The organism is Niabella yanshanensis (genome assembly GCF_034424215.1).
Lineage (GTDB): Bacteria > Bacteroidota > Bacteroidia > Chitinophagales > Chitinophagaceae > Niabella > Niabella yanshanensis.
This window is the reverse complement of the sequence record NZ_CP139960.1, coordinates 3348565-3372927: the sequence shown is the minus strand read 5'-3', so window position 1 is coordinate 3372927 and position 24363 is coordinate 3348565. Positions and strand designations below refer to the sequence as shown.

The window sequence follows — 24363 nt, the reverse complement described above, 5'->3', positions numbered from 1 at the left end:
TTCATAGCAAGTGCAATTTTGCATATATTTGTTTTGAGTTAATGAATCAATGCCACTGAAGTTGGCGCTTTAGTGGACAATTACTTAGGGAGAATGTGCTCGCATTCTCCTTTTTAAAATATTTTTTTTCTACCCTTGTTTTTTACTCATAATATTCCTTTTTATTTTTTTGGTTTAATAAACTACTCTATGAAAATGGTATCCTTTTCCCTGTAATACTTTATGGGTTTAGACATGTTAATGATTTCCAGTATTTCGTCCAGGTTCGTATCATTATAAGAGCCATTATAGCGTATTTGCTTGTTCTTATTGGATTTGAAAATAATCTTCACATCAAAAATATTTTCCAGTTCGGCGGCAATTTCAACCAACGGTTTATCTGCAAAAACCAACTGATCGCGGGTCCAGGAGGTTTCGGCCACCAGGCTATCTACTACCGTAATAGAATCAATTTTTACCAAGCTTGCGTTGGCGCGCGTGCCAGGTTTATCAGTGCCGGCCTGAACCATTAATTTTTGCCCGGGGCTAAGCACAAAGTTTCCCTCCGCCTGGTTCTTTAAAAAAACACATACCTTTCCTTTAATAAGCGCCGTTTCAAAATCTCCGTTTTTAAATGATCGTACATTGAAAACAGTACCCAGCACTTTTATATCGGCAGCTGGGGTATGAATAATAAAAGGACGCCTGGAATCATGGGCTACATCGAAATAGGCTTCTCCCTGCAGGGTTACCTCCCGTTTATCTGTTTTAAAATTCTCATCGTACTTCAAACTGCTGTTGGCATTGAGCATTACAATAGTACCATCAGGAAGCTTTACTGTTGATTTAGAGCCTCTGGTTGTAGCCGTTTCGTTGCTGACAGGTAAAACAGCATCTTTTTGTTTTAGTAGCAGGGTAAAACCAATTCCGGCAGCTATAAGGAGAACGGCAGCCAGGGGAATGAGATATTTCTTCCTTGCCCTTTTATTAATTATAGCCTTATCAGGTTGGTACACATTTGTATCCCATAATCCCCGTAACTGCATGTTCATTACGTCAGATGTGTAAGAAATCTCGGCCTGTTCCAGGTCTTTATCATTTCGAGATGCAGGCTTAATCAGTTCATCAAAAAAGAACCGCAAGTCAGAACGCTTACAGAGAATGCCTTCCAATTCTTCCAGCTCCGCCGGCGACGCACTGCCCGACAATTTCCTGGTAAATAATATAAAAAAGCGATCCTCCTGCATTTGTCTTTCCCCTGTATATTTCTATAAGACTACAGAAATACCATTTACCCTTAGCCGGTCAGCAATTTTTTTTCAGCAGATACCCATCCAGTACGCGCCGGAGCTTTTTTAAAGCCGTGGACATATGTGCCTCTAAGGTTTTTTGCGATATCTCAAGGATGCCGCATGCTTCTTTATACGAAAGCCCTTCTTCTTTAATAAGCCGGTACACCATCTGGCTTTTTGGAGGCAGGGCAGCCACCGTACCTTCGATAATCTGCGAAAGCTCTGTGGCCATCACCTGCTGATCGGGCATTTCATACAAAACAGGTGCATCACATGTTTCTTCTATGTCAAGATGATTATCTTCCTTATACTTTTTAAGATAGGTAAGGGCTGTATTTCTTGTGGCTACCAGCAAGTAGGATTTCAAGTGATCAATATACGCCAGCTTGTTTTCCATTGTCCAAATGCGAATCATCACATCTGAAACAATTTCTTCGATCAGAGATTTTTGACGAACGATAATGGCCGCAATCTTATAAATGGAGGGATGAAAATACAGGTACAGCTTTTTATAGGCAGCCTGGTCACGGGCATATGCGACACGATTCTGCAAGTATAAAAGCTGGGCTTTATCCATATTCAGGCACTGATTTACTTTGAAGTTATATTAATTCCTAACACAACTGCCCCTTAAACCAGCCTAATTTCTGTGCTATCGATTGCGCAGTTTCTTCTACAAACCCATAAGATTTTGAGTAATTTGGTTAGCTTACCTCTCTTGTTTTATTAATGCCGCTTGTCAAAAGACTGCATCAATAATGCTGTATTATGCTGTTTATGTGATCGGTGTTTGATTAATGATAGTAACATAGGTATTGGTCCCCATCCTGAAAAAATATCCGGACGGACTTATCCATAGCATTGATAGCCAACGGAAATTGTCAGGCTCTCAATATCTTTTCCATCTTCTTTCCCTTGGCCAGCTCGTCGATTAACTTATCCAGGTAACGGGCTTTTTGAACAATGGGGTCTTCCAGCTCTTCTACCCGGTAACCACAAATAACCCCGGTTATTTTAGATGCATTGGGATTGATCTGTGGCGCTTCATTGAAGAATGCCTCGAAGGTGGACTTTTTATCGATTTGTTGCTGCAGGGTTTTAGCATTATAGCCCGTGAGCCAGTAGATGATTGCATCTACTTCTTCCTTAGTTCGTCCTTTCTTCTCTGCCTTTTGAATGTACATGGGATACACCCCGGCAAAAATCAATTTGTATATCCTTTGTGAGTGATTCATATGAAACAGCTTGTTGCATCAAAGTTAAGCAGGCTTCTCTAAAAACCATTGCCATAAATTTCTGACGAATTGTTTAATACAACCCTATTCACGAAGACAAAAACAATGCACCCACAACACCTTATAAGTTACAGGCCAGCTTACCCAGCTGTTGCAGCTTTAGACCCAGGCTATCCGTCCACGGCAAACCAATGCATAGCCGCATACAATTTTGAAACTGGTCCTGCAGGGTAAACATTCTTCCAGGGGCAATACTGATCTGTTTTTTTAATGCATCGTTATATAACTCTGCTGTATCTATATTTTCCGGGAATTCCATCCATAAGGCCAGGCCACCCTGCGGCTGGCTGATCTTAGTGCCCTGCGGAAAATGGTTAGCAATCACCTGTGCATATCGATTGTAATTCTCCTGCAGGGTTTTACGTAGCTGCCGAAGATGGTTATCATACCTGCCGGTTAACAGGAAATTGCCTACCGCCTCGTGGATGATGGTAGTAGATGACAAGGATTGAATGAGCTTCATCCTTAATATCTGGTCCTTATATTTCCCGGGCGCCACCCAGCCCACCCGGTAACCGGGTGCCAGTGTTTTTGATACCGCGCCACACCATAGTACATTGCCTTCTTTATCAAAAGATTTACAACATTTAGGCCGCTCTGCTCCAAAATGGAGGTCGCCATAAGTATCATCCTCAATCAGCGGTATACCCTTTTGCGCCAAAAGAGTTACTACTTCTTTCTTATGCCCATCAGGCATACAATAACCCAGCGGCGTATTAAAATTGGGCACTAAAAGGCAGGCATCTATTTTCGGCAGCAGTTTTTTAAATGCATCCATCACAATACCGGTAACAGGATGAGTGGGCAACTCTAAAACCTTTAAGCCGAAGCTAACCGCCAGTTGCAGTATGCCCGGATAACAGGGACTTTCTATAGCAATAGTATGGCCGGGTTTGGTTACCGCCATCAGGCATAAGACCAATGCATTCATACAGCCATTCGTAGTAATAATATCGCCGTCCTTTAAACGGCCGCCCCAGTTGAGCGACCGGGCAGCGATCATTCTTCTCAGTTTTTCATTGCCCTGTAATGGTTCGTATTCAGTTCCGCCATCTTTCAACCCGCGTGTAGCTAAAACAATTTCCTTTTTTAATTTGGCCAGGGGCAACAGATCGCCGGAGGGCACGCCAATAGAAAAAAGCGTAAGGTCCTTACGGGCCATATTGGAATACACGCTATCGATCAGCTCGTTCGGCTCTGTATTTCTGGCCACAGCCAAAGGTTTGCTGGCTTCAGGCAGCGGCAGCCTCATATAACGGGGCATGCTTACAAAATACCCCGACTTAGACCTGGGCTCTATCAGCGATTGGGATTCTAACTCCAGAAATATTCTTTTAGCGGTATTAATGCCAATGCCATGCTGTGCGCTTAACATCCTCACCGAAGGCAGGCGGTCTCCCGTTTTTAAAACGCCGTTCCTGATCTGGTGTGCAATATTACCCGCTATTTCGTTGTATAAAAATTCCTTCTTCACATTGCAAAGCTAACTGTGTCCATCTATATATCAAAAACTGTGACTGTGTTCATTTATGTCCTTTACCGAGCTTTGTTTTTAAATCTATACCATGAATGAAATAAGCATTGTCCCGGCAAAACAATTAAATGCCAATGGTTGGCTAAATGGTTTTATCGGCGTTTTATTGTTTAGCGGATCGTTGCCCGCTACTAAACTTGCTATACTGGGTTTTAGCCCTTTGTTTCTTACGTCTGCACGTGCCACTATTGCCGGACTACTGGCCCTGGCGGCCTTAACCATTTTTAAGCAAAAGCGGCCCAACAGGAACCAGATCGTTCCATTGATCATTGTTGCGTTGGGTGTGGTGTTGGGGTATCCTTTGTTGAGTGCGTTGGCCTTACAGCATATTACCTCTGCTCATTCCATTGTATTTGTTGGACTGCTGCCGCTTGCTACTGCCCTGTTTGGCGTATGGAGAGGTGGCGAACGGCCAAAGCCTTTGTTCTGGCTATTTTCCATTCTGGGTAGTCTGCTCGTTGTTGGATATGCGGTTGCACAGGGACTTACTGCTTCACTTAACGGGGACCTGTTAATGCTGGCGGCTATTATTGTATGTGGATTAGGATATGCTGAAGGCGCCCGCCTTTCAAAAACCCTGGGTGGCTGGCAGGTAATATCCTGGGCACTATTAATTTCGTTGCCTGTTATGTTGCCCTTGTCTTTCATTTATATGCCACCTGGTTTTGAGAATGTAAACGCTGGTGCGTGGATCAGCCTGGCTTATGTATCTTTATTCAGCATGTTTATAGGCTTTGTATTCTGGTATAAAGGGCTGGCACAGGGCGGCGTGGCAGCGGTAGGTCAATTACAATTATTGCAACCTTTCTTTGGACTGGCACTCGCTGCTTTTATATTGCACGAACGGGTAAGCTGGGGGATGCTGCTGGTTACTATTGGCGTAATAACTTGTGTGGCGGGATCGAAAAGGTTTGGCAAATAATGGGGCACTTCTGTTGAATGTTGTATCTATAGAGACACGTGAATACAAATGCTAATAGCTGCAATAAAATATACCAAATGGAAAAGCGGGGTACCCCTAGATACCCGGCTTTAAAGTTGGTTTGTATGTTGTAGTTAATAATTGACCGAAACACCGGCTCCAAAACCCATGTCGCTATCGTAATGCGTGCGGATGCCGATATTTTTTGTAATGATATAGCGCAGATCGGCCATATACTCCAGGTCAGAATTCACCATAAACCCGGCTCTTAATCTTTTTGAAATAGGTATGTCTTCCCGCATCAGCGATAGCCGGAATATACCGTCGTGATATACTTCTGCCTGCACGTTTACCAGCATAGGCAGGGTATACATTACACCCAGGCTCACCGCCGCCCGGTTGTCTTTTTTATTTACCTGCCCAAATATGTTTTTCTCATGCTCATCCTTACCCATTTTGCGGTAACGCCAGTCAAAGCCTATAAACGGCATCAGCCATTGCATTTTTCCAAGGTAGCGTCCCAGGTGGGTTTCCACTTCGTAACCATGCATATTACTATATCCTAAACGCCATTCTGTACCCAGCGACCATCTTGCATTCTGGAACATCAATTCACCGTCGTTACCATTGGTGGCAAAATCGTTCTGTATCATAAAGTGAGGCATATTGCTTTCGCGCTGCAGCATCTTATAGGCTTTGGCCTTATCCGGGAGATATGGATTTTTGTAATCATCCACCGCAAACACGCGGTTCATGCCTGCCATCATATGATACAGTATATGACAATGAAAAAACCAGTCGCCCTCTTCATTGGCCAGGAACTCTATAGTATCTGTTTCCATCGGCATAATATCCAATACATTCTTTAATGGCGACTTTTCGCCCTTCCCATTGATCACCCTGAAGTCGAAGCCATGCAAATGCATGGGGTGCCGCATCATAGAGTTATTGTAAATAGTGATACGTAAGATCTCTCCTTTTTTTACGGGTATCTTGTCTGTTTCTGACAGGATTTTATTATCCATACTCCACACATAACGGTTCATATTCCCCGTAAGGGTGAACCTTAATTCTTTTACCGGGGCGTTGGATGGGAGCGTAGTATTATGGGGTGATTGCAGCATGGCGTAGTTTAAGGTAACAATGTCACCCAAAGCGTTTGCATTATACCGGTTAGTGCTTGCATCGCCATGCATTTGATGTCCGCCAGCATCTTTATCCTGCTTCATATGATCCATATGATGAGGTTGTTCCGGTTCTTTCCCTTTTTTCTTTTCGGCACCGGTTATCTCTGGGTACATTACCACATTCATATCCATTTGGTTCAGGCTCATTTTCATACCCATATCATCCAGGTCGCCATTCATCTTCATCATGTCATTCATCATCTTCATTCCTTCAAAATATTTAAGGCGAGGCAACGGGGAAATTAATTGTTTGATACCATTACCAACAAAATAGCTGGCAGACTGCGTTCTGTCCTCGGTAGTTGCCAGAAACTCATAAGCCACCCCATCTTCAGGAATAGTAACTACTACATCATAAGTTTCTGATACGGCTATAATCAAACGATCTACTTCTACCGGTTCTACATCATTACCGTCGTTGGCCACTACTGTAATCTTGCCCCCGGCATAACGAAGCCAAAAATAAGAGGAGGCGCCCCCGTTGGAAACCCGTAATCTTACTTTATCGCCTGCCTTCAACGCCTTTCCATTCACCGATTTCAAGTCGGAAGCGTTGCTGCCGTTGATCAGTATCTTATCATAATACACATCGCTTACATCCATAGCCAGCATTCTTTTCCACTCATTGGTGAGCTTGGTTTTAAAATGCCCGGCGCGAATGGCTTCGGCATAGGACTGGGTTGCATTTTTTTTGATGGCAGCCCAATCGTTGGCATTATGCAGCATGCGGTTAATATTATCCGGGTTCAGGTTGGTCCACTCACTTAAAATAAGTGGCACCGTGGGTAAATCGTCTATTCCTTTCCTGACGGTTTTATCATCTTCCCTTTTATTCATTATAAAGCTCCCGTACATTCCTATCTGCTCCTGTAAGCCTGAATGAGAATGATACCAATGGGTACCATGCTGGATAATTGGAAAGCGATAGGTATAGGTAGCACCCGGTTCAATAGGTCTTTGTGTAAGCCAGGGCACACCGTCTTCCTTATTGGGTAAAAACACGCCATGCCAGTGTAATGAAGTACTTTCTTTGAGCTGGTTATGCACCACAATTTCCGCGGTATCACCTTCGGTAAATGTAAGTGCTGGCATAGGTATCTGTCCGTTTACCGCAATAGCTCTTTTTTCTTTACCTGCATAAGTTACAAGCGAGTCTTTCACATACAGTTCGTAACGTACTACTTTCTGCGCAAACAGCAATTGGCCGGCTAACAACAGCAAAACAGCCATCAACACCCGGTTACCCGTATTTTTATATTTATTCATTGCTTGAGAATTATTTATCAGAAACTAATCCTGGCGTTCTATCCAATCGATCCATATTTTAGCCTGCGCCTCACTCAGCCTCGCATTTCTGTGCATCAGTGTGTAGGAAGGCAGGGGCATTTCTTTAGTCTCCATGTAATTTTTTATTGGAGGTTATTTAGATTCTATTTCTTTGGCCATGATTGCCAGAGTATCATCCCGCTTGTGCCGGGCCCAGTTGCATACCTGGAGTATTTTCATAACAAACCATTTATTTAATTGGATATGGTTTCAACGGTACTGCCACAAGTCATCATTTGAGCACCATAATAAGGATTTTTTACAGCGTTTTCTTTGCTTAACCAATTAGCCCCTTTACCATTATTATACATGGGACAATACTGGTAATAAACAGAGGCATCCTGTTTTGACACCCTGGCCAGCTCATACATGTTTTTTGAGAGCAAAGCAAACAGCCCTCTCTGCGTAGAGATACCTTTGGCAGTAGCTACTTTTTCCGCATTCGAGATCAAATCTTTCATTACGCTCATCCACACCGTATGCTCACCGGTAGACAGTTTTGTCATCTCTACTGCTTTTATTGCTTTGGCAAGTTGCGCAGCATTGGATGATGCAGCCCCTGCGTCCGTTTTTACCAAAGCATCTTTTAGCAAAAAGTAATTATCAAAAACCGCTTTCAGCTCTGTAACGTTCTGCTTAGCCATTTCTTTGGTGCGCCCCATTTCTGCATGGTTATGCGCACTATGATCATTTTGAGCAGGGGTATTACTGCCGTGAGATTTTACAACAGGTTTTAATGCCCTTTTGTACCGGCAGCATTCCGGTAATTTCGCATAAACGTCGTCGGGGGCCAGAAATTTTTCGTTATCGTAACCCGCCAACGCAATGCGTTTCAATATTTCGTCGGGGTTTGTTTTCTTACTATCGTAAGCAATTTCGGCCATTTTTGTGTTTTCAGTCCACGCTACTGCGGCCACTTTTTTAATATTGCCGGCCTTTTCGATAGTTGATTTGCACATATCGCAGTTACCGTAAATTTTTACAGTTTCTGTTTGCAAATTTGAGATCTGCGCAAAGCTGCTTACTGATAATAGCAATACGCAAACGATCATCCATATTTTTAATACTGGATTGCTCATAATTATATTATTTTAAAAAGACGGAGTAAGAAGCCCCGGCTTATCTTGAAAGTTTAGTTGAAAAAAATTGTAAATAAATGCGGCGTAGTTCCACTTTTCGCTCTACCCCGATATTTTAATTGGGGCAGAGCGGAAAATCTTCATGCTTTAGAAAACTTACCGGCAACATACTCCGACCAATTATTATGCTTAAAGAACAAAGCCTGAACGCTGTTTACAGTTGGAAAACATCAGGTATGGACACACTTATGGCTGCCACGCCCTGGTTTCAGCTTATTTTAGGCGGTAGCCAGATAGAAAAATAGCCTGAAGAATAGCAGGCTTCCTCAAAGGAGCATTTTTGCTTTTTAACTGTAACAAAACAATCTTTCTCCTTCTCCTTAGTCAACGGGAGCCAACTAAACAAGGATGCTGATGTGCTGCAATAGCAGGAGGCATTTTTACATTTACCCCCGCAATCATTATGATGCTTGTTCTTTTTGCAGGCCTCCGTTTTGGAGCTATCTTTTTTTGCTTTCTTTTTGGAGCAGGTGGCTTTTTCGGTTTTAGTTGATGTTTTTGAACAGGCATAAGACGGGTTGGGCGCTAAAAATAACCCCAGGGCTAATAAAAGCAACAAGCCTATATGTTTTTTCAAATTGTTCAACTCCGCAAAAGTATTTATAATAATAATTAATATTAAGCTAAAACTAAAAAATGTCCTCATTACTATAAACGCAGCTCTAATAGGTTTAATTGCAATAAGAACATTTTTATTAATTCTATTGTGCCACCGGCTCTATTTTAAATCCGGCTTTCTGTACGGTTTCTATTACTTCCTGCTCGTTAATACCTGTAGATTTCACCGTTAATACCTTGTCTTTATCAGTCGTATCTACCGTCCAGTGGCAAACACCTTCCGCATTATCCAAATGAGGTTTTACGGATGCTACACAACCTCCGCAATTGATATTTGTTTTAAACTGAAACTCTTTATTTTCCATTGTATATTTTTTAGTTGGTTATAACTCATGTTTTAAGGGAACGCTATAGCCCGCTTCTTCAATTGCCGCTACTACTGCTTCTTTATTGCTGTCAGAAGACAGGGAAACCGTTATTTGCCCTGCCTGCAGGTTTTGCACCTTTACGCCTGCGACTTCTTTCACCGCATCATTCACTCTTGCCTGGCAATGTGCGCTCTGCATGTCGGGTACCTGAATAGTTATGTCTTTCATCTCTATTATTTTAGTATTACAAAATTGGCGGGCTTTTCAGTAACCGCTATTATATTATTTCCTGTTTGATTTATAAGATTTAGGGATGGCCTATTCCTGCCTGTTACTTTTTCCATTTCAACCGAAGGCTGTTACCTACTACGCTTACGCTACTCAGCGCCATTGCCGCACCTGCGATCATGGGATTTAACAGAAACCCATTGATGGGATAAAGAACGCCTGCCGCTACCGGTATACCTATTAAATTATAAATAAACGCCCAGAAAAGGTTTTGCTTAATAGTGCTTACCGTTTGTTTGGATAAGCGAATGGCCTGCGGGATTTTGGTAAGATCGGACGAAATAATCGTCATTTTAGCTACATCCATTGCAATGTCGCTGCCCTTGCCCATGGCAATGCTTACATCTGCCGTAGCAAGTGCGGTGCTGTCATTGATCCCGTCCCCCACCATTGCAACTGTCTTGCCCTGCTGTTGCAGCTCTTTTATAAAGTCGGCCTTATGTTGCGGTAAAACCTCTGCTTTGTAATGCTGGATTCCTGTTTGTTGTGCAATGGCTTTTGCGGTGGTCTCATTATCACCGGTAAGCATGTATAGCTCTATGCCCATATCCTTCAGTTGGCGAACCGCTTCCACCGATGTTTCTTTGATGGTATCAGCAATAGCAATAACCGCCAAAGCCTGTCTGCTATCGGCAAACCAGATAATCGTTTTAGATTGCTTACCCCACTCCTCTGCATAGTTCAAAAGCTCATTACCAATAGCTATACTACTTTCGACCAACAGTTTTTTATTACCTACCACATAGGTTTCATTATTATAAACAGCCCTAACCCCTTTTCCGGTAATACTATCGAAGGAAGAGAGCGATACGCCTTCAACCCCTTCCAGCTGTTTCACTACCGCTTCTGCCAACGGATGCTCCGACTGCTTTTCAAGGCTTAGCAGAATACTCCGGGTTGTATCATTATTATTGCTCCATTGGATATCGGTAACCACGGGGCGACCTTCTGTTATCGTACCGGTTTTATCCAAAACAATGGCATTTATTTTTTTGGCTAACTCCAGGCTTTCCGCATCTTTTATCAGGATGCCCTTTTCGGCGCCCTTACCTACACCAACCATAATAGCTGTGGGAGTAGCCAGTCCTAATGCACAGGGGCAGGCTATAACCAGTACCGTAACCGCTGCCAGCAATCCTTGTACGACTCCGTTTTCTCCACCCAAAATCAGCCACAGTACAAATGTCAGGATCGCAATTCCGATTACAACCGGAACGAAAATACCGGCAATTTTATCTACCAGTTTTTGTACAGGCGCTTTACTACCCTGGGCTTCCTGCACCATTTTAATAATATGGGCCAACATGGTTTCTTTACCCACGCTTACCGCCTTAAACTTAAAGCTTCCTTTTTGGTTAATGGTTCCTGCAAAAACTTTTTCGTTTTCCTTTTTTAACACGGCAACAGGTTCACCGCTCAGCATGCTTTCATCTACATAAGAATTGCCGGAAATTACCGTTCCGTCCACCGCAATTTTCTCCCCTGGTTTAACCAGTATCATATCACCCACCTGCACGTCCTCAATAGCTACCTGTTGTTCCGTACCATCGGCCTGTATTACCAGTACTGTTTTGGGTTGCAGGCCCATTAATTTTTTAATAGCTGAAGAAGTGTTACCCTTGGCTTTTTCTTCGAGCAGTTTTCCTAAAAGAATGAACGCTATTACCACAGCTGCCGCTTCAAAATATACATGCGCGTGCAGGCCCCTCTGATGCCAGAAGCCGGGGAACAATACATTAAATACACTAAACAGGTAAGCAATACCTGTGCTCAACGCCACCAGTGTATCCATATTAGCCGACCGGTGTTTAGCCTGTTTCCATGCATTAACAAAAAAATCTTTGCCCAGCCATAATACTACCGGGGTGGCAAATAGCCACATTATTTCGTTAGCATAAGGTATACCTGCCCGTCCGGCAGGCGGGTTCATAAAAAACATCCCAATTACTACTACCGGCAGCGACAACAATATCGCCCAGATCGTTTTGTTTTTTAGCTTGCTGAATTTTTGGGCGTGGATGGCTTCCAGTGTTTCCTGTTGCCGGGCTTCGTCTTCTACCAACAAATCGTAGCCAATAGATTGAACCGCTTTCTGCAATGTGGAAGCATCGGTTATATTGGGTAAATATTCAACTGCAAGATTGCCGGTAGCAAAGTTTACAGAGGCGCTAACCACACCCTCCTGGTATTTTACGATACTTTCGGCGCTGCCCGCGCAGGAGGCGCAGGTCATACCCAGCACGGGGAATGTTTTCTTAACCGTAGAAACCCCGTAACCGAGGTCCTTAATGGCTCTAACAGCATCCCCTACCACTTCGTTATCCTTCACTGTAATAACAGCTCTCCGGTTATTGAGCTCTACCTTATGGCTTTCCACGCCTTTTACCTGGGCCAACCCCTTTTCTACAATAAGCGCACAGTGCTCGCTTTCAACATCTTCCAACGGGATGTAAACAGGCTCCTGAATAGTATTTGCAGTCATATCTCTTGCTTTATTTGATAAAATAAAGGTCGCGAGAGAAGCCCTCATAGCTATTGTGTAATTATGTGTTTGATTTGTAAGATTTATACCTGGTCTAAGGGTTTTCTCTTTTTTTCCCTGATTTGCTTAAAATAGCTGGGGGTTAGTCCTGTTATTTTTTTGAACTGGTTGCTTAAATAAGCTACGCTTGAATAATTGAGGCGGAAAGCTATTTCACTTAAAGACAGTTCATCGTACACCAGCAGTTCCTTTACTTTTTCTATTTTTTGTGCAATAAAGTATTTCTCAATAGTTGTCCCTTCTACCTCCGAAAAAAGGTGCGACAAATAGTTATAGTCCTGGTGCAGTTCCTTACTCAGCACTTCCGAAAGATTGGTTTTAATATCATTATCCTGGTAGTGAACCAGGTTAATGATCACATTCTTGATCTTTTCAATAGTCCGCGCTTTTTTATCGTCAATCATCTCAAAGCCAAACGAAAACAACGCTTTTTCCAATTGGCTCTTTTCTTCAGCGGTGAGCTCCTTTTGAACGCTGGCTTCTCCAAGTTTAATGTCAACAACTTCCAAACCCAGCTTTTCGAGTTCGCTTTGCACCACCATAATACAACGGTTGCAAACCATATTTTTAATAAAGATTGTATTCATATTGCCTGCTGCCTGCTTTATTAATTAGTTATACATGCAGGAGCAAAACTACAACTAAAGTTGAAGTGGTTAAATATAATGGCGGATTCACCAATAACAGGAGGCATTACCAGGACTCATTTAGCAAAGAAAACGCCTGCAATACCGGAGTTTAAAAATTGTGGTCCCAGGTGAGATCAAACCAGTTCCGATAGCTATCGGCAATACTTTCTGTGCAAAGGCTAAAGCCACACAACTTATTAAGATTACCAATAAATGGATGAAAAAAATCGCATCAACTCTTAGAATAAACACTCCCGCCATTACCTATGTTCCACGTCATTCGTTCTCTACTATACTTCTAATAAATGGAGTAACTGTAGAATTTATACGTCATGTAGGTAGTAAAAAGCTCTTTTTAGAATTTTGTTTCATCACATTTGTTTTTATTATTTTAATAATCGATACTTAATATTCACTGCTTTGGCCAGTAGAATTTAAGGACAATTCTTTTTTCTGTCACATGGCCCATCAGTGGCTGGAGTTTCACTTGCTGATGTAATTGTAATGATGTCATTTTCAGCTTTAGTACATTTGTTTGTTGTCCAGCTGTTCCCAGCTTCACGACATCCAAATTTCAGCAGTCATCCTTCTCATCTTTTTTTAATATTGTTCATAGCAATCACCGGAAGTCTTGTTTCTGCTTTTAGTTTCAATGGCTCAGGTTCGCAGAATGCGTAACTGCCTTGAGGTGTGTGATATACTTTTATGTCATTGCGCTCAAGTATGGATAAAAACTCCGCCAGTGGAGCTTTATAACAAATCTTGGCATCAATGTTTTTGTTAGGCAAACATTCTGTTTTTTCGAACTTTAAGCCATACCAAATACCTATTTCTTCAATAAAATAACGCAAGGGAACTTCTTTGTATTCTCTGCTTATTTTCGTCCAGGCTAGCAAGAGGTTAATGTCCATATTATGTTGGGTCATAATGGTATCTTTTGTCGAAAAAACACTCTTTACTTTATAAAGAGCTGAAATATCCTCCGCCACAAGATTGATACCTTTTTGTGAAGAGTATTGGGTTTGTACGGCTCCTCGAACAACAGCTATTTGAACGCTATTGCCACTATGATGCAGAACAAAGTCACTATTCTTTGTTTTTGTACTATTTAAAACCGTTTCAATAATAAACTCCTTTTCCTGAGCAGGAACTTTCACATACAGCGAACCTTGTAATAACTTAGCCCGAAAGGCTCCCGGGATTGTATCAGGCTGCAACTGTATTTTGGTTTGAGCGTTCATGCGCAATAAAACTAAGTTAGGTAACTGTACAAGGTACTGTTGCTGTGCTCCGGTACTTATTTCTTGTGTTTCCTGCGATCGATCGTTTCTTCCTGCCTTGGCGATTGGTCTGTAGGTGATTTTTCCGGGTTGATTATACAATTGCATATTGCGATACCGTTTTAATACCCCGGTGTCTTTAGCACTTAGCTTAAAGGACTGGCCACCGGCTTGCAGTGTTGCTGAAAAATTATCCGTTGGTATTTCTGTATTTTCATTAATAATGCCGCAATAGGCATTGTATCTTTTTTCTTTGAAGTATTCTGACAGTATTACGCCTGAGATAGCAATTAGTATAAGGGATGCAGCAACGCCCAACCATTTTTTCCTATTCCTGGCCTGCCGCATCATCCGGGTAGCCCGCTCTTTATTGTATTGCTTTATAACTCCTGCTGCCATAGCCTGTGCTTCAGTATAAGCTAATGTATCTACTTCAAAAACGGAACTGTCCAGGTCTGTGGAATCAGGCATTGATAGCTCATACAACTCATCATCGCTATATAGATCACATAATAACATCAACTCCACTTGCTCTTCTGGAGTGATACAGCCCTTTCTCCATTTGTCAACTAATTCTTTAAGTTTTACATCCGGGTTCATTTTTTGTTATTTTAAAGATGTAAGAGAATTATGAAAGCTAATGCAGCCCAATGTTGCTTTAAGTATTCCCGCACTTTTTGCCTGGCCCTGGCCAGGTGCGTTTTAAGCGTATAAACAGAAATATTCATATGACGGGCTACCTGCTCCAGTGAGGCATTTCCAGCGGCGACATGCAATAGTGCCTGCCGTTGGTGTTCGGATAAACCTTCTAATGCCTGAACCAACAAATGTCTTAGATTAGCATTTTGGATCCCGGCTTCGCTTTCATTTTCAGATGCCTGTATGTCATCGGACAGCGATGAAAGCTTGTGCTTTTTCTCCCTCCGCAAACAATCAATGGATTTGTAATAGGCAACTTTAAATAGCCATTTTTCAGGATAAGCTAACCTGGCCACAGCTTCCCTGTCCCGCCAAAGCTGCAAAAAACATCCTGCATGATCTCATCGGTCCAGGAAGCGTCAGGGATCCATTTCCTAATGTATCGCCTTAGCCTGGCACCATATAGCTCAATGATGCTGGTCAGTGCCCTTTGATCTGCCGTTAGTAAAAGCTTAAACATGCGCTCTTAAGAATTTATATAACCCTGCATACTGCTTTTTGAGAATCGAAAAAAAATCTATCCTATTTGTAGTCCTTTTTCGGTTTTGCTACGATATCCTATGTAGAGGGCTTTCTTAAGACGGGGAAATGAGATAATCCTAAGTTACGCCATTCTAACGGCCGTTGTAATTTTATTTAGAGAAATCTTCAAAAAAAAAATTTTGACAGATAGCAGGAAACCTTTGCCCATAGCGGATCACGTCAAATATAGGTCTGTAATAACCAGCTTATTCAATCACGGAATCAATGAAAATGATTTGTAACCATACTAATAAAGTGATTTATAGATCCAGAAGCGAGGCACTGGATATTGTGCTGGGTTTTCGTGCCAGACTAAAGATAAAAAGCGAGCGCGGCATACATATAAAACGGGGCGTAAAGAAACCTAAATCGTTGCGTTCCTATTATTGTGAGTATTGTGAAGGCTACCATCTCACCAGTTGGAACTGGTGGCCTTTGGGAACAAAAAAATATATTGATGAACAAAAAAAGAAATCTCTATATGAAGCCGTATGTACGTTATAAACAACTTTACCAGGTCTGCCAGCAATATATGGCTCATACCGGCAGGGCTGGCTTTAAACGAAGCAAGGGCATACGGTATCAAACTATCGCATGCCCTTTCTAAACCTAAGGCATCGTTTAAAATGCCCATATAATTATTCATTTCAAATTTACTAAGATGAACACAAATAAAAGTCTGCGGACTGTAAAGTTTATCATGCCAGTAATAGCTGTGATCTTTGTACTCGGAACACTCATAGCTTTTACACCGGCAGATCATATTAGCTCAAATAAAAAGCTTGTAGATTATCACTGGTTCGAGGTGGCACCTGGTGAAGGTAATCATGATGACTATATTAATTCCGAACTTTCAGATTATCTGGGGTATGGTCCTACAGCACCAGCTGGTAGCTGTGATGGAGCTGGCAACAATTGTATTGTTGGTTTTACACAGGACCAGGTAGAGTCGGCAAGTGGCTCTGATTATCAATTAAAAATTGATTCAGAGAATCCAACTCAGGAGTTGGCACAAGTGGGTGACGAACGTACCAATCCCTAAAACCAGTCATTTTTTTAAGAAGAGGGTGTCTCACAAAAAAGACATCCTCTTTTTTTGTAGTTATTCATACCTAAATGAAGGTTGTTAGTGTACTATTTGATGTTGTGTTAGTTTTAATAAGTCTTGGGTACCTCCTCGACTCTCTGCCGAAAAATGAAAGCCGACTCAATTATTTTTGAGACGGCTTCTTGAATTTAATATCCTTGGTTCTGATCCATATGAGTATTTGTTTCCAGTTCCCTACGTGGAATAGGAAGTAGCTGCTGGTAAGCGGACCAGGAAGGCTTAATAGGTTGTAGTACCTGTTGAACGAACCCGGTTCTTTTCAGATCGAACCATCGATGGCCCCATTCGCAAAAAAATTCCCTTCGTCTCTCCTCGTAAATACTTTGAAGTAATCCCCCTGAGGTTGTAAAGGACAATTCCATTAGGCCTGCTCTTTGTCTAATCGCATTGAGATATTGCAGGCTTAATGGGAACTCACTTAGATGTGCTTTGGCTTCACTCAAATTCAAATACAGTTCTCCCAGCCTCATTACCGCGTAGTATTCCAAAGGTAAACCGGTGGAAAGGGATGCCGCTTTGTATTTAAATGGACTTCGATAATTGATTCCGTTAATATTTGTACTTTTTATCCATGATTGTTCTCTTTTGTCGCCCGGCTCTAAACTGGACATCAACAGTGACGAAATTTTATATTTCGGTTGGCTATTGGCTTGCCCCGGTACAAATAAATAAGCTTCCGGTACTCCAAAACCGGCTTGCAAAACAGGCATTTGAAAAAGAGCTTCTTTACCGGCGCTCAAAAAAACGCTATCAAGGTTATCCTCTAATTTGAAAATACCTGAGTTGATTACCTGGAGCGCTTTATCGGCAGCTTGCTGCCATTGTTTTGTATAAAGATATACTCTTGACATCAGGCCCATTACTGCGTATTTATTGGGTCTCGACCGGTTGCTTTCTACCGGCATGTTATCTAAAAGTGATTCGGCTATAGTTAAATCAGAAAGGACTTGTTCGTAAACAATCTGTTGGCTGCTTCTTGCTAACTGGCTGTTCATTCTGTAATCCGTTGACAGCGGCAGTGGTATAGAACCGTATAAGTTGGTGAGATTAAAAAATAGCCAGGCACGCATATAGTACATTTCGCCCGATAGTCTATTTTTGAGCGGTGTACTCAGCGTCCGGCTATTGTTGAGCCCTTCGATGCAGGCATTGGCATGATAGATGTATTCAAAAGGAATATCCCACCAATCGCTTTTAGTAATATTATCTGGAGTAACAGCATTTTGAAAAAATTGTAAATCAACTGCCGCTGTGGTTAAAGGTTCTAATTCATCACATAGCAGCCCGGTGTACACGGTTAATAGACCGCTGCCAAAATTGACGCCAGTAGAATAAGTCATTATTCTTGAATAGAGCCCGGTTACGGCGGAGGTCGCATCAATGCTATCCTCAAAAACCGCTTTGCTTTCGAGCCGGTCTTGTGGCAAGTCAATTTCAATTAACTTGGAGCAGGACGCAGGAAGCATGATTGCTGCTAAAGCAATACAGGATATTACAAAGGGCATCAAAGTTATTGTAATCTTTGCCAGAATGCGTGACAGAAGTAGTTGTAGTTTCATGAGTTTATTATATTATAAAGCTACTTGAAATCCGAAGGTGATATTTTTCATCGGTGGAATAGAATACAAACTGCGGGTTTCGGGGTCATTACCCTTATAGCTGGTATTGGTAAATAAGTTCTGTGTTAATAGGAATAGCTTTGCATGAGTGAGTGAAAGCTGTTTTAGAATCTTGTTGTTAATGGTGTAGGAAAGTGAAAGGTTTCTGCCTCGTATGAAAGAAGCATCGCTATATATGCCATTACTGTTCTTGAAATTATTTAGAGCGGTTACTGCAGGACTACGTACTGCACTACTTAACTTTTGAATCTCTGCTTGCTCGCCCTCCTGGTGCCATCGGTTCATATACACGGCCGGTAGATTAATATTGACTGACCCGGGGGCAGTAATATATCTTAGGTAATTAAACCCATTTTGCTTTTTAAATTCCAGGAAGATATCCAGCTGTATGCCCTTATAGCTGACCGTATTGCTCCAACCACCATAGAAGTAAGGATCCAGTTGGTTATACATCGATCTTTGGCTAAAAGCCGGAGTGCTGCTAGGCCCGTCGGCAGTCGTAAAGGTATACAGCCCTGTAGCGGGATCTACTCCCAGACTTTGATAGGCCATTATTGAACTGACCGGCTCTCCAATAAAGTAAACATTATTATAGGACGAGCTGTGAAGGTCAGGGAACGCTACAAGCTTATTTTTGGGAATAGTGAAATTGACAGAAGAGTTCCAGACAACGCGGCTTGTTTTAGGCGTTGTATAAGTAAGCATTAGCTCCCAACCATTATTCTCTACCAAGGCCGGAAAATTTGATGTTATACCTCTGAAACCAGTTATAGCGGGCAATACGTAAGTAACCAACTGATTACCGCTTCTGTTTTTGTACCAGGTGGCATTCAACATCAATGAGTTCTGAACAAATCCGAGCTCAATAGAGGCTTCAGCTTTTTTATTCACAGACCAATGCAGCGTCTCATTAAATAGATTCTGCGGGATGTATCCAATTGTTCCAAGGTAAGGCACCGTTGGTGACCATAAGCTGAGATAAAGATAACTATCGATATTGTCGCTTCCAGTGGTACCTAAACTGCCCCTCAATTTTTCAAAACTTAAGATTTTATTGTTTTTCAAAACCGATTCTTCCGTAAAAATCCAGCTAGCACCTATGGCGCCGAAGTTGCCAAACCTTTTACCCGGACCGAATTTGCTGGACCCATCACGCCTGGCCGTAAGGTTGACAATATATTTTCCCGCGTATTGGTAGTTAAGGCGACTAAAAATGGCTGCATACTTATATTGGTTAAACTTGTCAGTAGCAGTAATATTACCTGCCCCGGCTATAGTACCTAACAAATTATCGTTGGCATAGTTGCTGCCAGACAATAGAGCGCCGGTATTGCGAGCATCCTGATAGGAGCCCCCAAGCAAAACATTGAGACGCCCCTTACCTATTAAGCGGTTATAATCCAATTGTGGCTCCCATATAACTGACTCAGAAAGGTTATTGGTAAATGAGGCAGCGCCCAATGTAGTAGAGTTAGGCGCATAAGATGCACGCGGCGTAAGCGAACGTTCACTACCTTGCATCCTGCTGTAACCCATGGAACTTTTAATATGTAATCCTCTGGCGATTTCATATCCGAGTTGCAATTGCCCGTTTATACTGAAATTTTTGGATTGATATATTCTTTCCAGGTACGACAACGGGTTGGTTAGATTCACTCCTTTATACTGCCATACCAGGTTGCCCTCAGGATCCAATAAGTCAGGATAGTTAGGTGGTAATGTAAATGCTTGTAGTAAACTGGGTGTACCTGGTGTATTATTGGACGCGATAGATTGTAAAGAGGAAAAATCTACAAAAAATCTTCTATTATTGGAGTTGTGATGCAGGTTTACAGCCGCAGATCCTCGCTCAGCACTAAAATCGCCTGGAAACACATTGCCATCCTTTCTATAGCCCACATTTACAGAAAAGTTGGTATTGATCGATCCGCCAGAAATACTTAAGTTAGCGTTGGTCGATTTCGCCGTACCTCCGAAAAAATATTGTGTCCAGTTCGTATATTTTGTTGTGTCAAAGATAAGGATCTCCGGTGCATAGCCATTGCGGCCGACTACATTGGTGAGGGTGTAGCCATCATTGAGAATCGCTTCCCTCCGCAATTGAAGATATTGAGATGTATTTAGCATGGGCATCATCCGTGTAATACTACTGTAACCTCTTTGTATATTTAATTGCACGTTGGTTTTTCCTGAGATTCCTTTTTTGGTGGTAATGAGTATTACACCATTGGCTCCCCTGGAACCATAAATGGAGGTAGCATCCGCATCCCGGAGCACTTCAATACTTTCGATATCCGAAGGATTGATCATAGAGAAGGGACTTAAGCCCCCAGTGGCATTACCCCAGGTATTTGAGTTGCCAGGGGACACCATAGAATTTATTTGATTGATATTGCTGTTTTGAGATGCAAAGGGAACTCCGTCTATAATGAAGTATGGATTATCCATAGGCATGCCAGTAACATTGGGATTAGGCGTTATTGTATTTTGCCCCCTGATTTGTACAGACATAGACGCTCCGGGAAGGCCACTGGAGGCATTAATGATTAAGCCGGGTACTCTGCCTTGCAGTGCTGCCAGCGGATTGGCTACAGGTTGCAGGCTTATAACATCACTTGAAATTTTAGTGATGGAGCCCGTCGACAGGCGTTGACTAGATTTACCATACCCTGTTACAATAACCTGGTCGAGGCCCTTGGCTGCCAGCGGCAGTATAACTCTGATATGGGTTTCCTGCCTTTTAATATACACGATCGTTTTTTCGTAACCGATCGCAGTAAGTGTGAGCATTAGGGAGTCTTCAAAAGAATGATACAGCTCAAATGCTCCTTTAGCATTGGTAATGCCGCCGGTTCCATTTGGTGTAACGACCGACACCCCAGCAAGGGGTATATGCTGTTCGTTTGTCACCTGCCCTTTAATAATCATTTCGGTTGGTTGCTGTCCCCAGTTCCATTTACTGATGAGCAAAAACATTGCAGATATACAGTAACGGATGAGCCGCCTATTTTTTTTCAAAAATTTAAGCATGTTGTAAGTTGTAAATAGTTAAGCCATTATTGGTTGCCTTTGATAACGGCACAAATCATCTCCTTTTCTTCAAGCCTCAAATCAAAACCCTGTTTGCTCAGCACCTTTGCCAGTTCGCCAACATCTCTTAGATCGTTGGGCATGCCTGTAATGGTAACTGGTGTTCTGGAAATGCCAGTTTCATCGATAACTATGGCACTTAGCGTGGCGTTTAATTTTCTTATAAGGCCGATCAGCGGTTTATTATGTAGGTATTTAGGTTTATCATCATCATCGTAAAGATTGTCATCAGGTTTTACGCCTTCAGATGTAGAAAGATCATTTGCATTGCGGCGCGTCAATATATAAGAAGTCACTTTTCTTTTTTCAAATAGAACCTTTATATTAAAGTATCGGCAAAGGTCATGCTGCATCATCTTCAAAACAGCTCCAGCCTCTGTTGGTGCCAGGATCAACTCATAGCTAATGACTTCATTATTGATTTTATCTGAAGTATCAGCATACGATCGTTTGATCAGACCTGGTGCGGATTTGTCTATTATTATTTGAGCAGGAACCATTTTTTTTATCTCAGGATAAGCCCGGCCAAGAGCATCCAGTGGATTATTGTTGATCAGCGCAATCCCGAGAATTTGTTTTTTATCCTTGCCGTATTCTATACTAGCGGAGGAATTTAAACCATATACCCTACCCATAACGGTCGAGCGCAACACGGGCTGGTCGGTTGCAGGTATGTAGTTTTCCGAAAACAGAGTTTTAGATGGATCAAACGATACTTTGTCTTCTTTGGGCGTAAGTGCGTATGCAGCCGAAGGATTTTTCAAAACTTTGGCAACATTTTCAGCGGTAAGTTCATCGGCAGACGTTATAGCCAGCACTTTTTGATCTTTAATCCATACAACATGTGGCAAACTGCTATAGGGAAATAAGCGGCTTACTATCTTATCTTCCGCCACCACAGGGATTTTGTCTTTGTCAAGGATATTTTGCCACACCTTTTTATCAATTACCTCCTTTATTTTTTTCAAACTATCACCGGCATTGAAGGGGTTGGGGAATATAAAGGCTACTTTGTCAGAATATTGGCGTTGTAATTGATTTACCTTTTTAAACCCTGCAATACAGCTAGGGCAAGTAGTTGCCCAAAAATCCAGTATCACCAGCTTACCTTTAAAATCTGAAAGCCTGGCTGTAGTTTTAGGATAGTTTATTACCTTATTAAAGGTAATATTAGGTACGGCATCTCCGATAGTTAAGGGTTTTATAGTTGGCTGCTGAGCTTTCACGCATATACATAGCACAGCCATTACGCATAGCAGCGTTGTTTTTTGCATTGCATTGTACTTAAGAGTTACTAAATAACCCTCATGAATATTAACCCGGATGCAATAGGGGAGCGATACAATGATGGCACGGTAAGATATTTCTTTTTAGCGCCCCGGCAGCCGGGACGGCAGCAACCATGAGAAAAACCGCTGCCGTTTTAAACCACGGCCGCCGTTGCTAAACAGGCTGTTTGGGCTTGCAGGCGTACCGGAAGTTGCTTAAAGCACGGGGACAACCTTGTAAATAATCGAATTTATTTCTATGGCTTTCTTGTACGTAAGACTGTCCCGGCGCATTTGCCAGCGCACTACATGATGAGGACCATATCGAATGATGTTTATACAATCGAACTTACATTTTAAAAATGTAAGCCTCAGTAAAGCGGTGTACTCAATGTGCCTGACAAGAAAATGGGATGAGCTCCACAGCTTTTGCTCGGTACCGCCAGGAACTGGCCTAACTTTTTAAAGTCAGGTGATCACAAAATACTTAAGCGAAGCCCATCCCAAAGCAAATATATCCAAAGACATATAATGCTGTCAAGAATGGGTATAACACTTATTTATCAACTCGTGATCATATTTGGCGATACAGAACGAGAGACTTGTTTGCCTTATTTTCCTTTTACACGTCCCCGGTGCTATGGGGCAGCTAGCTCTGCGGTACAAATATACAACTATATAGATACAATTAGTAATTATTTTATACGAAACGTAACTTTTTGAGACCAATTATACATTAATTCTTGAATTTCAGAATAAAGGTTACGAGATGTCTGACTGGAAAGAAAAATTTGAAAGCGATGTAGCAGTATTTAAAACATTGAAACGAATGTTTGAGGCCGGGGCAGTAGAGAAATTATATGATATTAAGGAGATTCAGCCATCAAGGATTGCTGATATACTCGGAATAAATAAAAGTCGCTATGCGCTTAAGCTATCCCGCCCGGAAACATTCTCTGTCTCTGAAATTCTCAGACTTTCATATATCATTGATATTGATCCCAACCTAATTATTAATATCATCCAAAAGGATTCTTTTGTTTTTGATAAATTGACCGCCCGGGTAAATAGAAATCATAAAAATTTAAGAAAGACAAAAGGAACAAATTAATCGAAGAGTCCAAAGCACCAGAACTAAATTTTATTTCAAAATTTCACCTTCATTACATTTATTATAAATATACACGAGGATAGGTTAAGAACCTTCTGGGTATTGAACAGTCTATTTTTTGACGAGAGGAGGATAAAACACGATGAAAATTGAGATTGTAAGGGAGATGAAAAAATGGCTACCCCAGTATATTAAACAATGTAATAGCATTACATTTATAGCAAGCCTTTCATTGACGCATACCTTCCATCATCGTAGAAAATTTCAGACTTATATAATTGCTTGGCAATGAAAAGGACATCTCAGATTTTAAAATATCAGGCGCCATAATTTAACATGGAGGTACTTTTATGATAGACAAAGAGATAATACAAAATATAGTATGCCGGCATGGTGAGGTGTTTTAGCATAAAAAAACTCCTGTAAATATACAGGAGTTTAAAAACGTGGTCCCACCTGGGCTCGAACCAGGGACCCTCTGATTATGAGTCAGATGCTCTAACCGACTGAGCTATAGGACCGGCGTCGTAAAACGACAAAATATTTGAAAAAAGAACTATTGTTTTTAAGGGAGAGCAAAAGTATAGAAAAAAAACAAAACTATTGC

Annotated in this window: 22 protein-coding genes and 1 tRNA gene; 4 read left to right on the top strand and 19 right to left on the bottom strand. The window is 41.8% G+C overall.

What is annotated here, in order from left to right; all coding sequences use genetic code 11:
* Window positions 1-182: 182 nt before the first annotated feature.
* The 4 genes from U0035_RS14095 to U0035_RS14080 form a co-directional block, all read right to left on the bottom strand.
* Entirely contained in the window at window positions 183-1226 is a 1044-nt protein-coding gene (locus U0035_RS14095; RefSeq protein ID WP_114790407.1) for a FecR family protein, read from the bottom strand.
* 58 nt (window positions 1227-1284) lie between these two features.
* Entirely contained in the window at window positions 1285-1848 is a 564-nt protein-coding gene (locus tag U0035_RS14090; protein ID WP_114790406.1) for an RNA polymerase sigma factor, read from the bottom strand.
* A gap of 304 nt (window positions 1849-2152) precedes the next feature.
* Window positions 2153-2506 (bottom strand): DUF2200 domain-containing protein, encoded by a 354-nt coding sequence (locus U0035_RS14085; RefSeq protein ID WP_114790405.1) that lies wholly within the window; start codon window positions 2504-2506, stop codon window positions 2153-2155.
* 121 nt (window positions 2507-2627) lie between these two features.
* Window positions 2628-4040, bottom strand: a complete 1413-nt coding sequence (locus tag U0035_RS14080; protein ID WP_114790404.1) for an aminotransferase-like domain-containing protein — start codon at window positions 4038-4040, stop codon at window positions 2628-2630.
* Between the two features lie 91 nt (window positions 4041-4131).
* Between U0035_RS14080 and U0035_RS14075 the strand changes: the two genes are divergently transcribed.
* On the top strand, window positions 4132-5022 hold the full coding sequence (locus U0035_RS14075) for a DMT family transporter (RefSeq protein ID WP_114790403.1): 891 nt from the start codon (window positions 4132-4134) through the stop codon (window positions 5020-5022).
* 134 nt (window positions 5023-5156) lie between these two features.
* On the opposite strand, the gene U0035_RS14070 is transcribed toward U0035_RS14075, so the two are convergent.
* From U0035_RS14070 to U0035_RS14020, 11 genes are all read right to left on the bottom strand, one after another.
* Window positions 5157-7475: a multicopper oxidase family protein gene (locus U0035_RS14070; protein WP_114790402.1), complete on the bottom strand. Its 2319-nt coding sequence runs from the start codon at window positions 7473-7475 to the stop codon at window positions 5157-5159.
* Between the two features lie 24 nt (window positions 7476-7499).
* The gene (locus U0035_RS14065; protein ID WP_114790401.1) at window positions 7500-7610 is read right to left on the bottom strand and encodes a heme-binding domain-containing protein; all 111 of its coding nucleotides are present in this window, start codon (window positions 7608-7610) and stop codon (window positions 7500-7502) included.
* A 119-nt stretch (window positions 7611-7729) separates the two neighbouring features.
* Window positions 7730-8614 carry a DUF3347 domain-containing protein gene (locus U0035_RS14060; protein WP_211316390.1) on the bottom strand — a complete coding sequence of 295 codons (885 nt, stop codon included), beginning with the start codon at window positions 8612-8614 and terminating at the stop codon, window positions 7730-7732.
* A 268-nt stretch (window positions 8615-8882) separates the two neighbouring features.
* Window positions 8883-9251, bottom strand: coding sequence for a hypothetical protein (locus tag U0035_RS14055; protein ID WP_162817820.1), 369 nt, complete (start codon window positions 9249-9251; stop codon window positions 8883-8885).
* Window positions 9252-9375: 124 nt separating this feature from the next.
* The gene (locus U0035_RS14050; RefSeq protein WP_114790399.1) at window positions 9376-9597 is read right to left on the bottom strand and encodes a heavy-metal-associated domain-containing protein; all 222 of its coding nucleotides are present in this window, start codon (window positions 9595-9597) and stop codon (window positions 9376-9378) included.
* Between the two features lie 18 nt (window positions 9598-9615).
* Window positions 9616-9828 carry a heavy-metal-associated domain-containing protein gene (locus U0035_RS14045; protein WP_114790398.1) on the bottom strand — a complete coding sequence of 71 codons (213 nt, stop codon included), beginning with the start codon at window positions 9826-9828 and terminating at the stop codon, window positions 9616-9618.
* A 103-nt stretch (window positions 9829-9931) separates the two neighbouring features.
* On the bottom strand, window positions 9932-12370 hold the full coding sequence (locus U0035_RS14040; RefSeq protein WP_114790397.1) for a heavy metal translocating P-type ATPase: 2439 nt from the start codon (window positions 12368-12370) through the stop codon (window positions 9932-9934).
* An 83-nt stretch (window positions 12371-12453) separates the two neighbouring features.
* Window positions 12454-13017: a helix-turn-helix domain-containing protein gene (locus U0035_RS14035; protein ID WP_114790396.1), complete on the bottom strand. Its 564-nt coding sequence runs from the start codon at window positions 13015-13017 to the stop codon at window positions 12454-12456.
* A 632-nt stretch (window positions 13018-13649) separates the two neighbouring features.
* Window positions 13650-14939 (bottom strand): FecR domain-containing protein, encoded by a 1290-nt coding sequence (locus U0035_RS14030; protein ID WP_114790394.1) that lies wholly within the window; start codon window positions 14937-14939, stop codon window positions 13650-13652.
* A gap of 11 nt (window positions 14940-14950) precedes the next feature.
* Window positions 14951-15334 carry an RNA polymerase sigma factor gene (locus tag U0035_RS14025; protein ID WP_162817819.1) on the bottom strand — a complete coding sequence of 128 codons (384 nt, stop codon included), beginning with the start codon at window positions 15332-15334 and terminating at the stop codon, window positions 14951-14953.
* Window positions 15322-15498 carry an RNA polymerase sigma factor gene (locus tag U0035_RS14020; RefSeq protein WP_162817818.1) on the bottom strand — a complete coding sequence of 59 codons (177 nt, stop codon included), beginning with the start codon at window positions 15496-15498 and terminating at the stop codon, window positions 15322-15324. The genes U0035_RS14025 and U0035_RS14020 overlap by 13 nt, the downstream gene beginning before the upstream one ends.
* Window positions 15499-15785: 287 nt before the next feature.
* Between U0035_RS14020 and U0035_RS14015 the strand changes: the two genes are divergently transcribed.
* Both U0035_RS14015 and U0035_RS14010 read left to right on the top strand, forming a co-directional pair.
* Entirely contained in the window at window positions 15786-16064 is a 279-nt protein-coding gene (locus U0035_RS14015; RefSeq protein WP_162817817.1) for a hypothetical protein, read from the top strand.
* Between the two features lie 196 nt (window positions 16065-16260).
* A complete protein-coding gene (locus U0035_RS14010) occupies window positions 16261-16602 on the top strand; it encodes a hypothetical protein (RefSeq protein WP_162817816.1) in 342 nt (113 codons plus the stop codon).
* Window positions 16603-16796: 194 nt separating this feature from the next.
* Here the strand turns inward: U0035_RS14010 and U0035_RS14005 are convergent, their stop codons facing one another.
* The 3 genes from U0035_RS14005 to U0035_RS13995 are packed head-to-tail and all read right to left on the bottom strand — an operon-like array spanning window position 16797 to window position 22651.
* Window positions 16797-18227 carry a RagB/SusD family nutrient uptake outer membrane protein gene (locus U0035_RS14005; RefSeq protein ID WP_114790390.1) on the bottom strand — a complete coding sequence of 477 codons (1431 nt, stop codon included), beginning with the start codon at window positions 18225-18227 and terminating at the stop codon, window positions 16797-16799.
* Between the two features lie 12 nt (window positions 18228-18239).
* Window positions 18240-21305, bottom strand: coding sequence for a SusC/RagA family TonB-linked outer membrane protein (locus tag U0035_RS14000; RefSeq protein ID WP_162817815.1), 3066 nt, complete (start codon window positions 21303-21305; stop codon window positions 18240-18242).
* A gap of 38 nt (window positions 21306-21343) precedes the next feature.
* Window positions 21344-22651: a TlpA family protein disulfide reductase gene (locus tag U0035_RS13995; RefSeq protein WP_114790388.1), complete on the bottom strand. Its 1308-nt coding sequence runs from the start codon at window positions 22649-22651 to the stop codon at window positions 21344-21346.
* Window positions 22652-23414: 763 nt separating this feature from the next.
* Here U0035_RS13995 and U0035_RS13990 point away from each other — a divergent pair.
* Complete coding sequence (locus U0035_RS13990; protein ID WP_114790387.1) at window positions 23415-23756, top strand: hypothetical protein; 342 nt, start codon at window positions 23415-23417, stop codon at window positions 23754-23756.
* A 447-nt stretch (window positions 23757-24203) separates the two neighbouring features.
* On the opposite strand, the gene U0035_RS13985 is transcribed toward U0035_RS13990, so the two are convergent.
* Window positions 24204-24277: transfer RNA gene (locus tag U0035_RS13985), tRNA-Ile, on the bottom strand.
* Window positions 24278-24363 lie beyond the last annotated feature (86 nt).

Bases quoted from the DNA above. Each gene is read 5' to 3' on its own strand.
- U0035_RS14060 (WP_211316390.1), bottom strand. From the start codon at position 8,614: ATGAGCAATCCAGTATTAAAAATATGGATGATCGTTTGCGTATTGCTA.
- U0035_RS13990 (WP_114790387.1), top strand. From the start codon at position 23,415: ATGTCTGACTGGAAAGAAAAATTTGAAAGCGATGTAGCAGTATTTAAA.
- U0035_RS14095 (WP_114790407.1), bottom strand. From the start codon at position 1,226: ATGCAGGAGGATCGCTTTTTTATATTATTTACCAGGAAATTGTCGGGC.
- U0035_RS14045 (WP_114790398.1), bottom strand. From the start codon at position 9,828: ATGAAAGACATAACTATTCAGGTACCCGACATGCAGAGCGCACATTGC.
- U0035_RS14065 (WP_114790401.1), bottom strand. From the start codon at position 7,610: ATGGAGACTAAAGAAATGCCCCTGCCTTCCTACACACTGATGCACAGA.
- U0035_RS14070 (WP_114790402.1), bottom strand. From the start codon at position 7,475: ATGAATAAATATAAAAATACGGGTAACCGGGTGTTGATGGCTGTTTTG.
- U0035_RS14050 (WP_114790399.1), bottom strand. From the start codon at position 9,597: ATGGAAAATAAAGAGTTTCAGTTTAAAACAAATATCAATTGCGGAGGT.
- U0035_RS14035 (WP_114790396.1), bottom strand. From the start codon at position 13,017: ATGAATACAATCTTTATTAAAAATATGGTTTGCAACCGTTGTATTATG.
- U0035_RS14005 (WP_114790390.1), bottom strand. From the start codon at position 18,227: ATGAAACTACAACTACTTCTGTCACGCATTCTGGCAAAGATTACAATA.
- U0035_RS14020 (WP_162817818.1), bottom strand. From the start codon at position 15,498: ATGTTTAAGCTTTTACTAACGGCAGATCAAAGGGCACTGACCAGCATC.
- U0035_RS14075 (WP_114790403.1), top strand. From the start codon at position 4,132: ATGAATGAAATAAGCATTGTCCCGGCAAAACAATTAAATGCCAATGGT.
- U0035_RS14015 (WP_162817817.1), top strand. From the start codon at position 15,786: ATGAAAATGATTTGTAACCATACTAATAAAGTGATTTATAGATCCAGA.
- U0035_RS13995 (WP_114790388.1), bottom strand. From the start codon at position 22,651: ATGCAAAAAACAACGCTGCTATGCGTAATGGCTGTGCTATGTATATGC.
- U0035_RS14030 (WP_114790394.1), bottom strand. From the start codon at position 14,939: ATGAACCCGGATGTAAAACTTAAAGAATTAGTTGACAAATGGAGAAAG.
- U0035_RS14010 (WP_162817816.1), top strand. From the start codon at position 16,261: ATGCCAGTAATAGCTGTGATCTTTGTACTCGGAACACTCATAGCTTTT.
- U0035_RS14040 (WP_114790397.1), bottom strand. From the start codon at position 12,370: ATGACTGCAAATACTATTCAGGAGCCTGTTTACATCCCGTTGGAAGAT.
- U0035_RS14085 (WP_114790405.1), bottom strand. From the start codon at position 2,506: ATGAATCACTCACAAAGGATATACAAATTGATTTTTGCCGGGGTGTAT.
- U0035_RS14090 (WP_114790406.1), bottom strand. From the start codon at position 1,848: ATGGATAAAGCCCAGCTTTTATACTTGCAGAATCGTGTCGCATATGCC.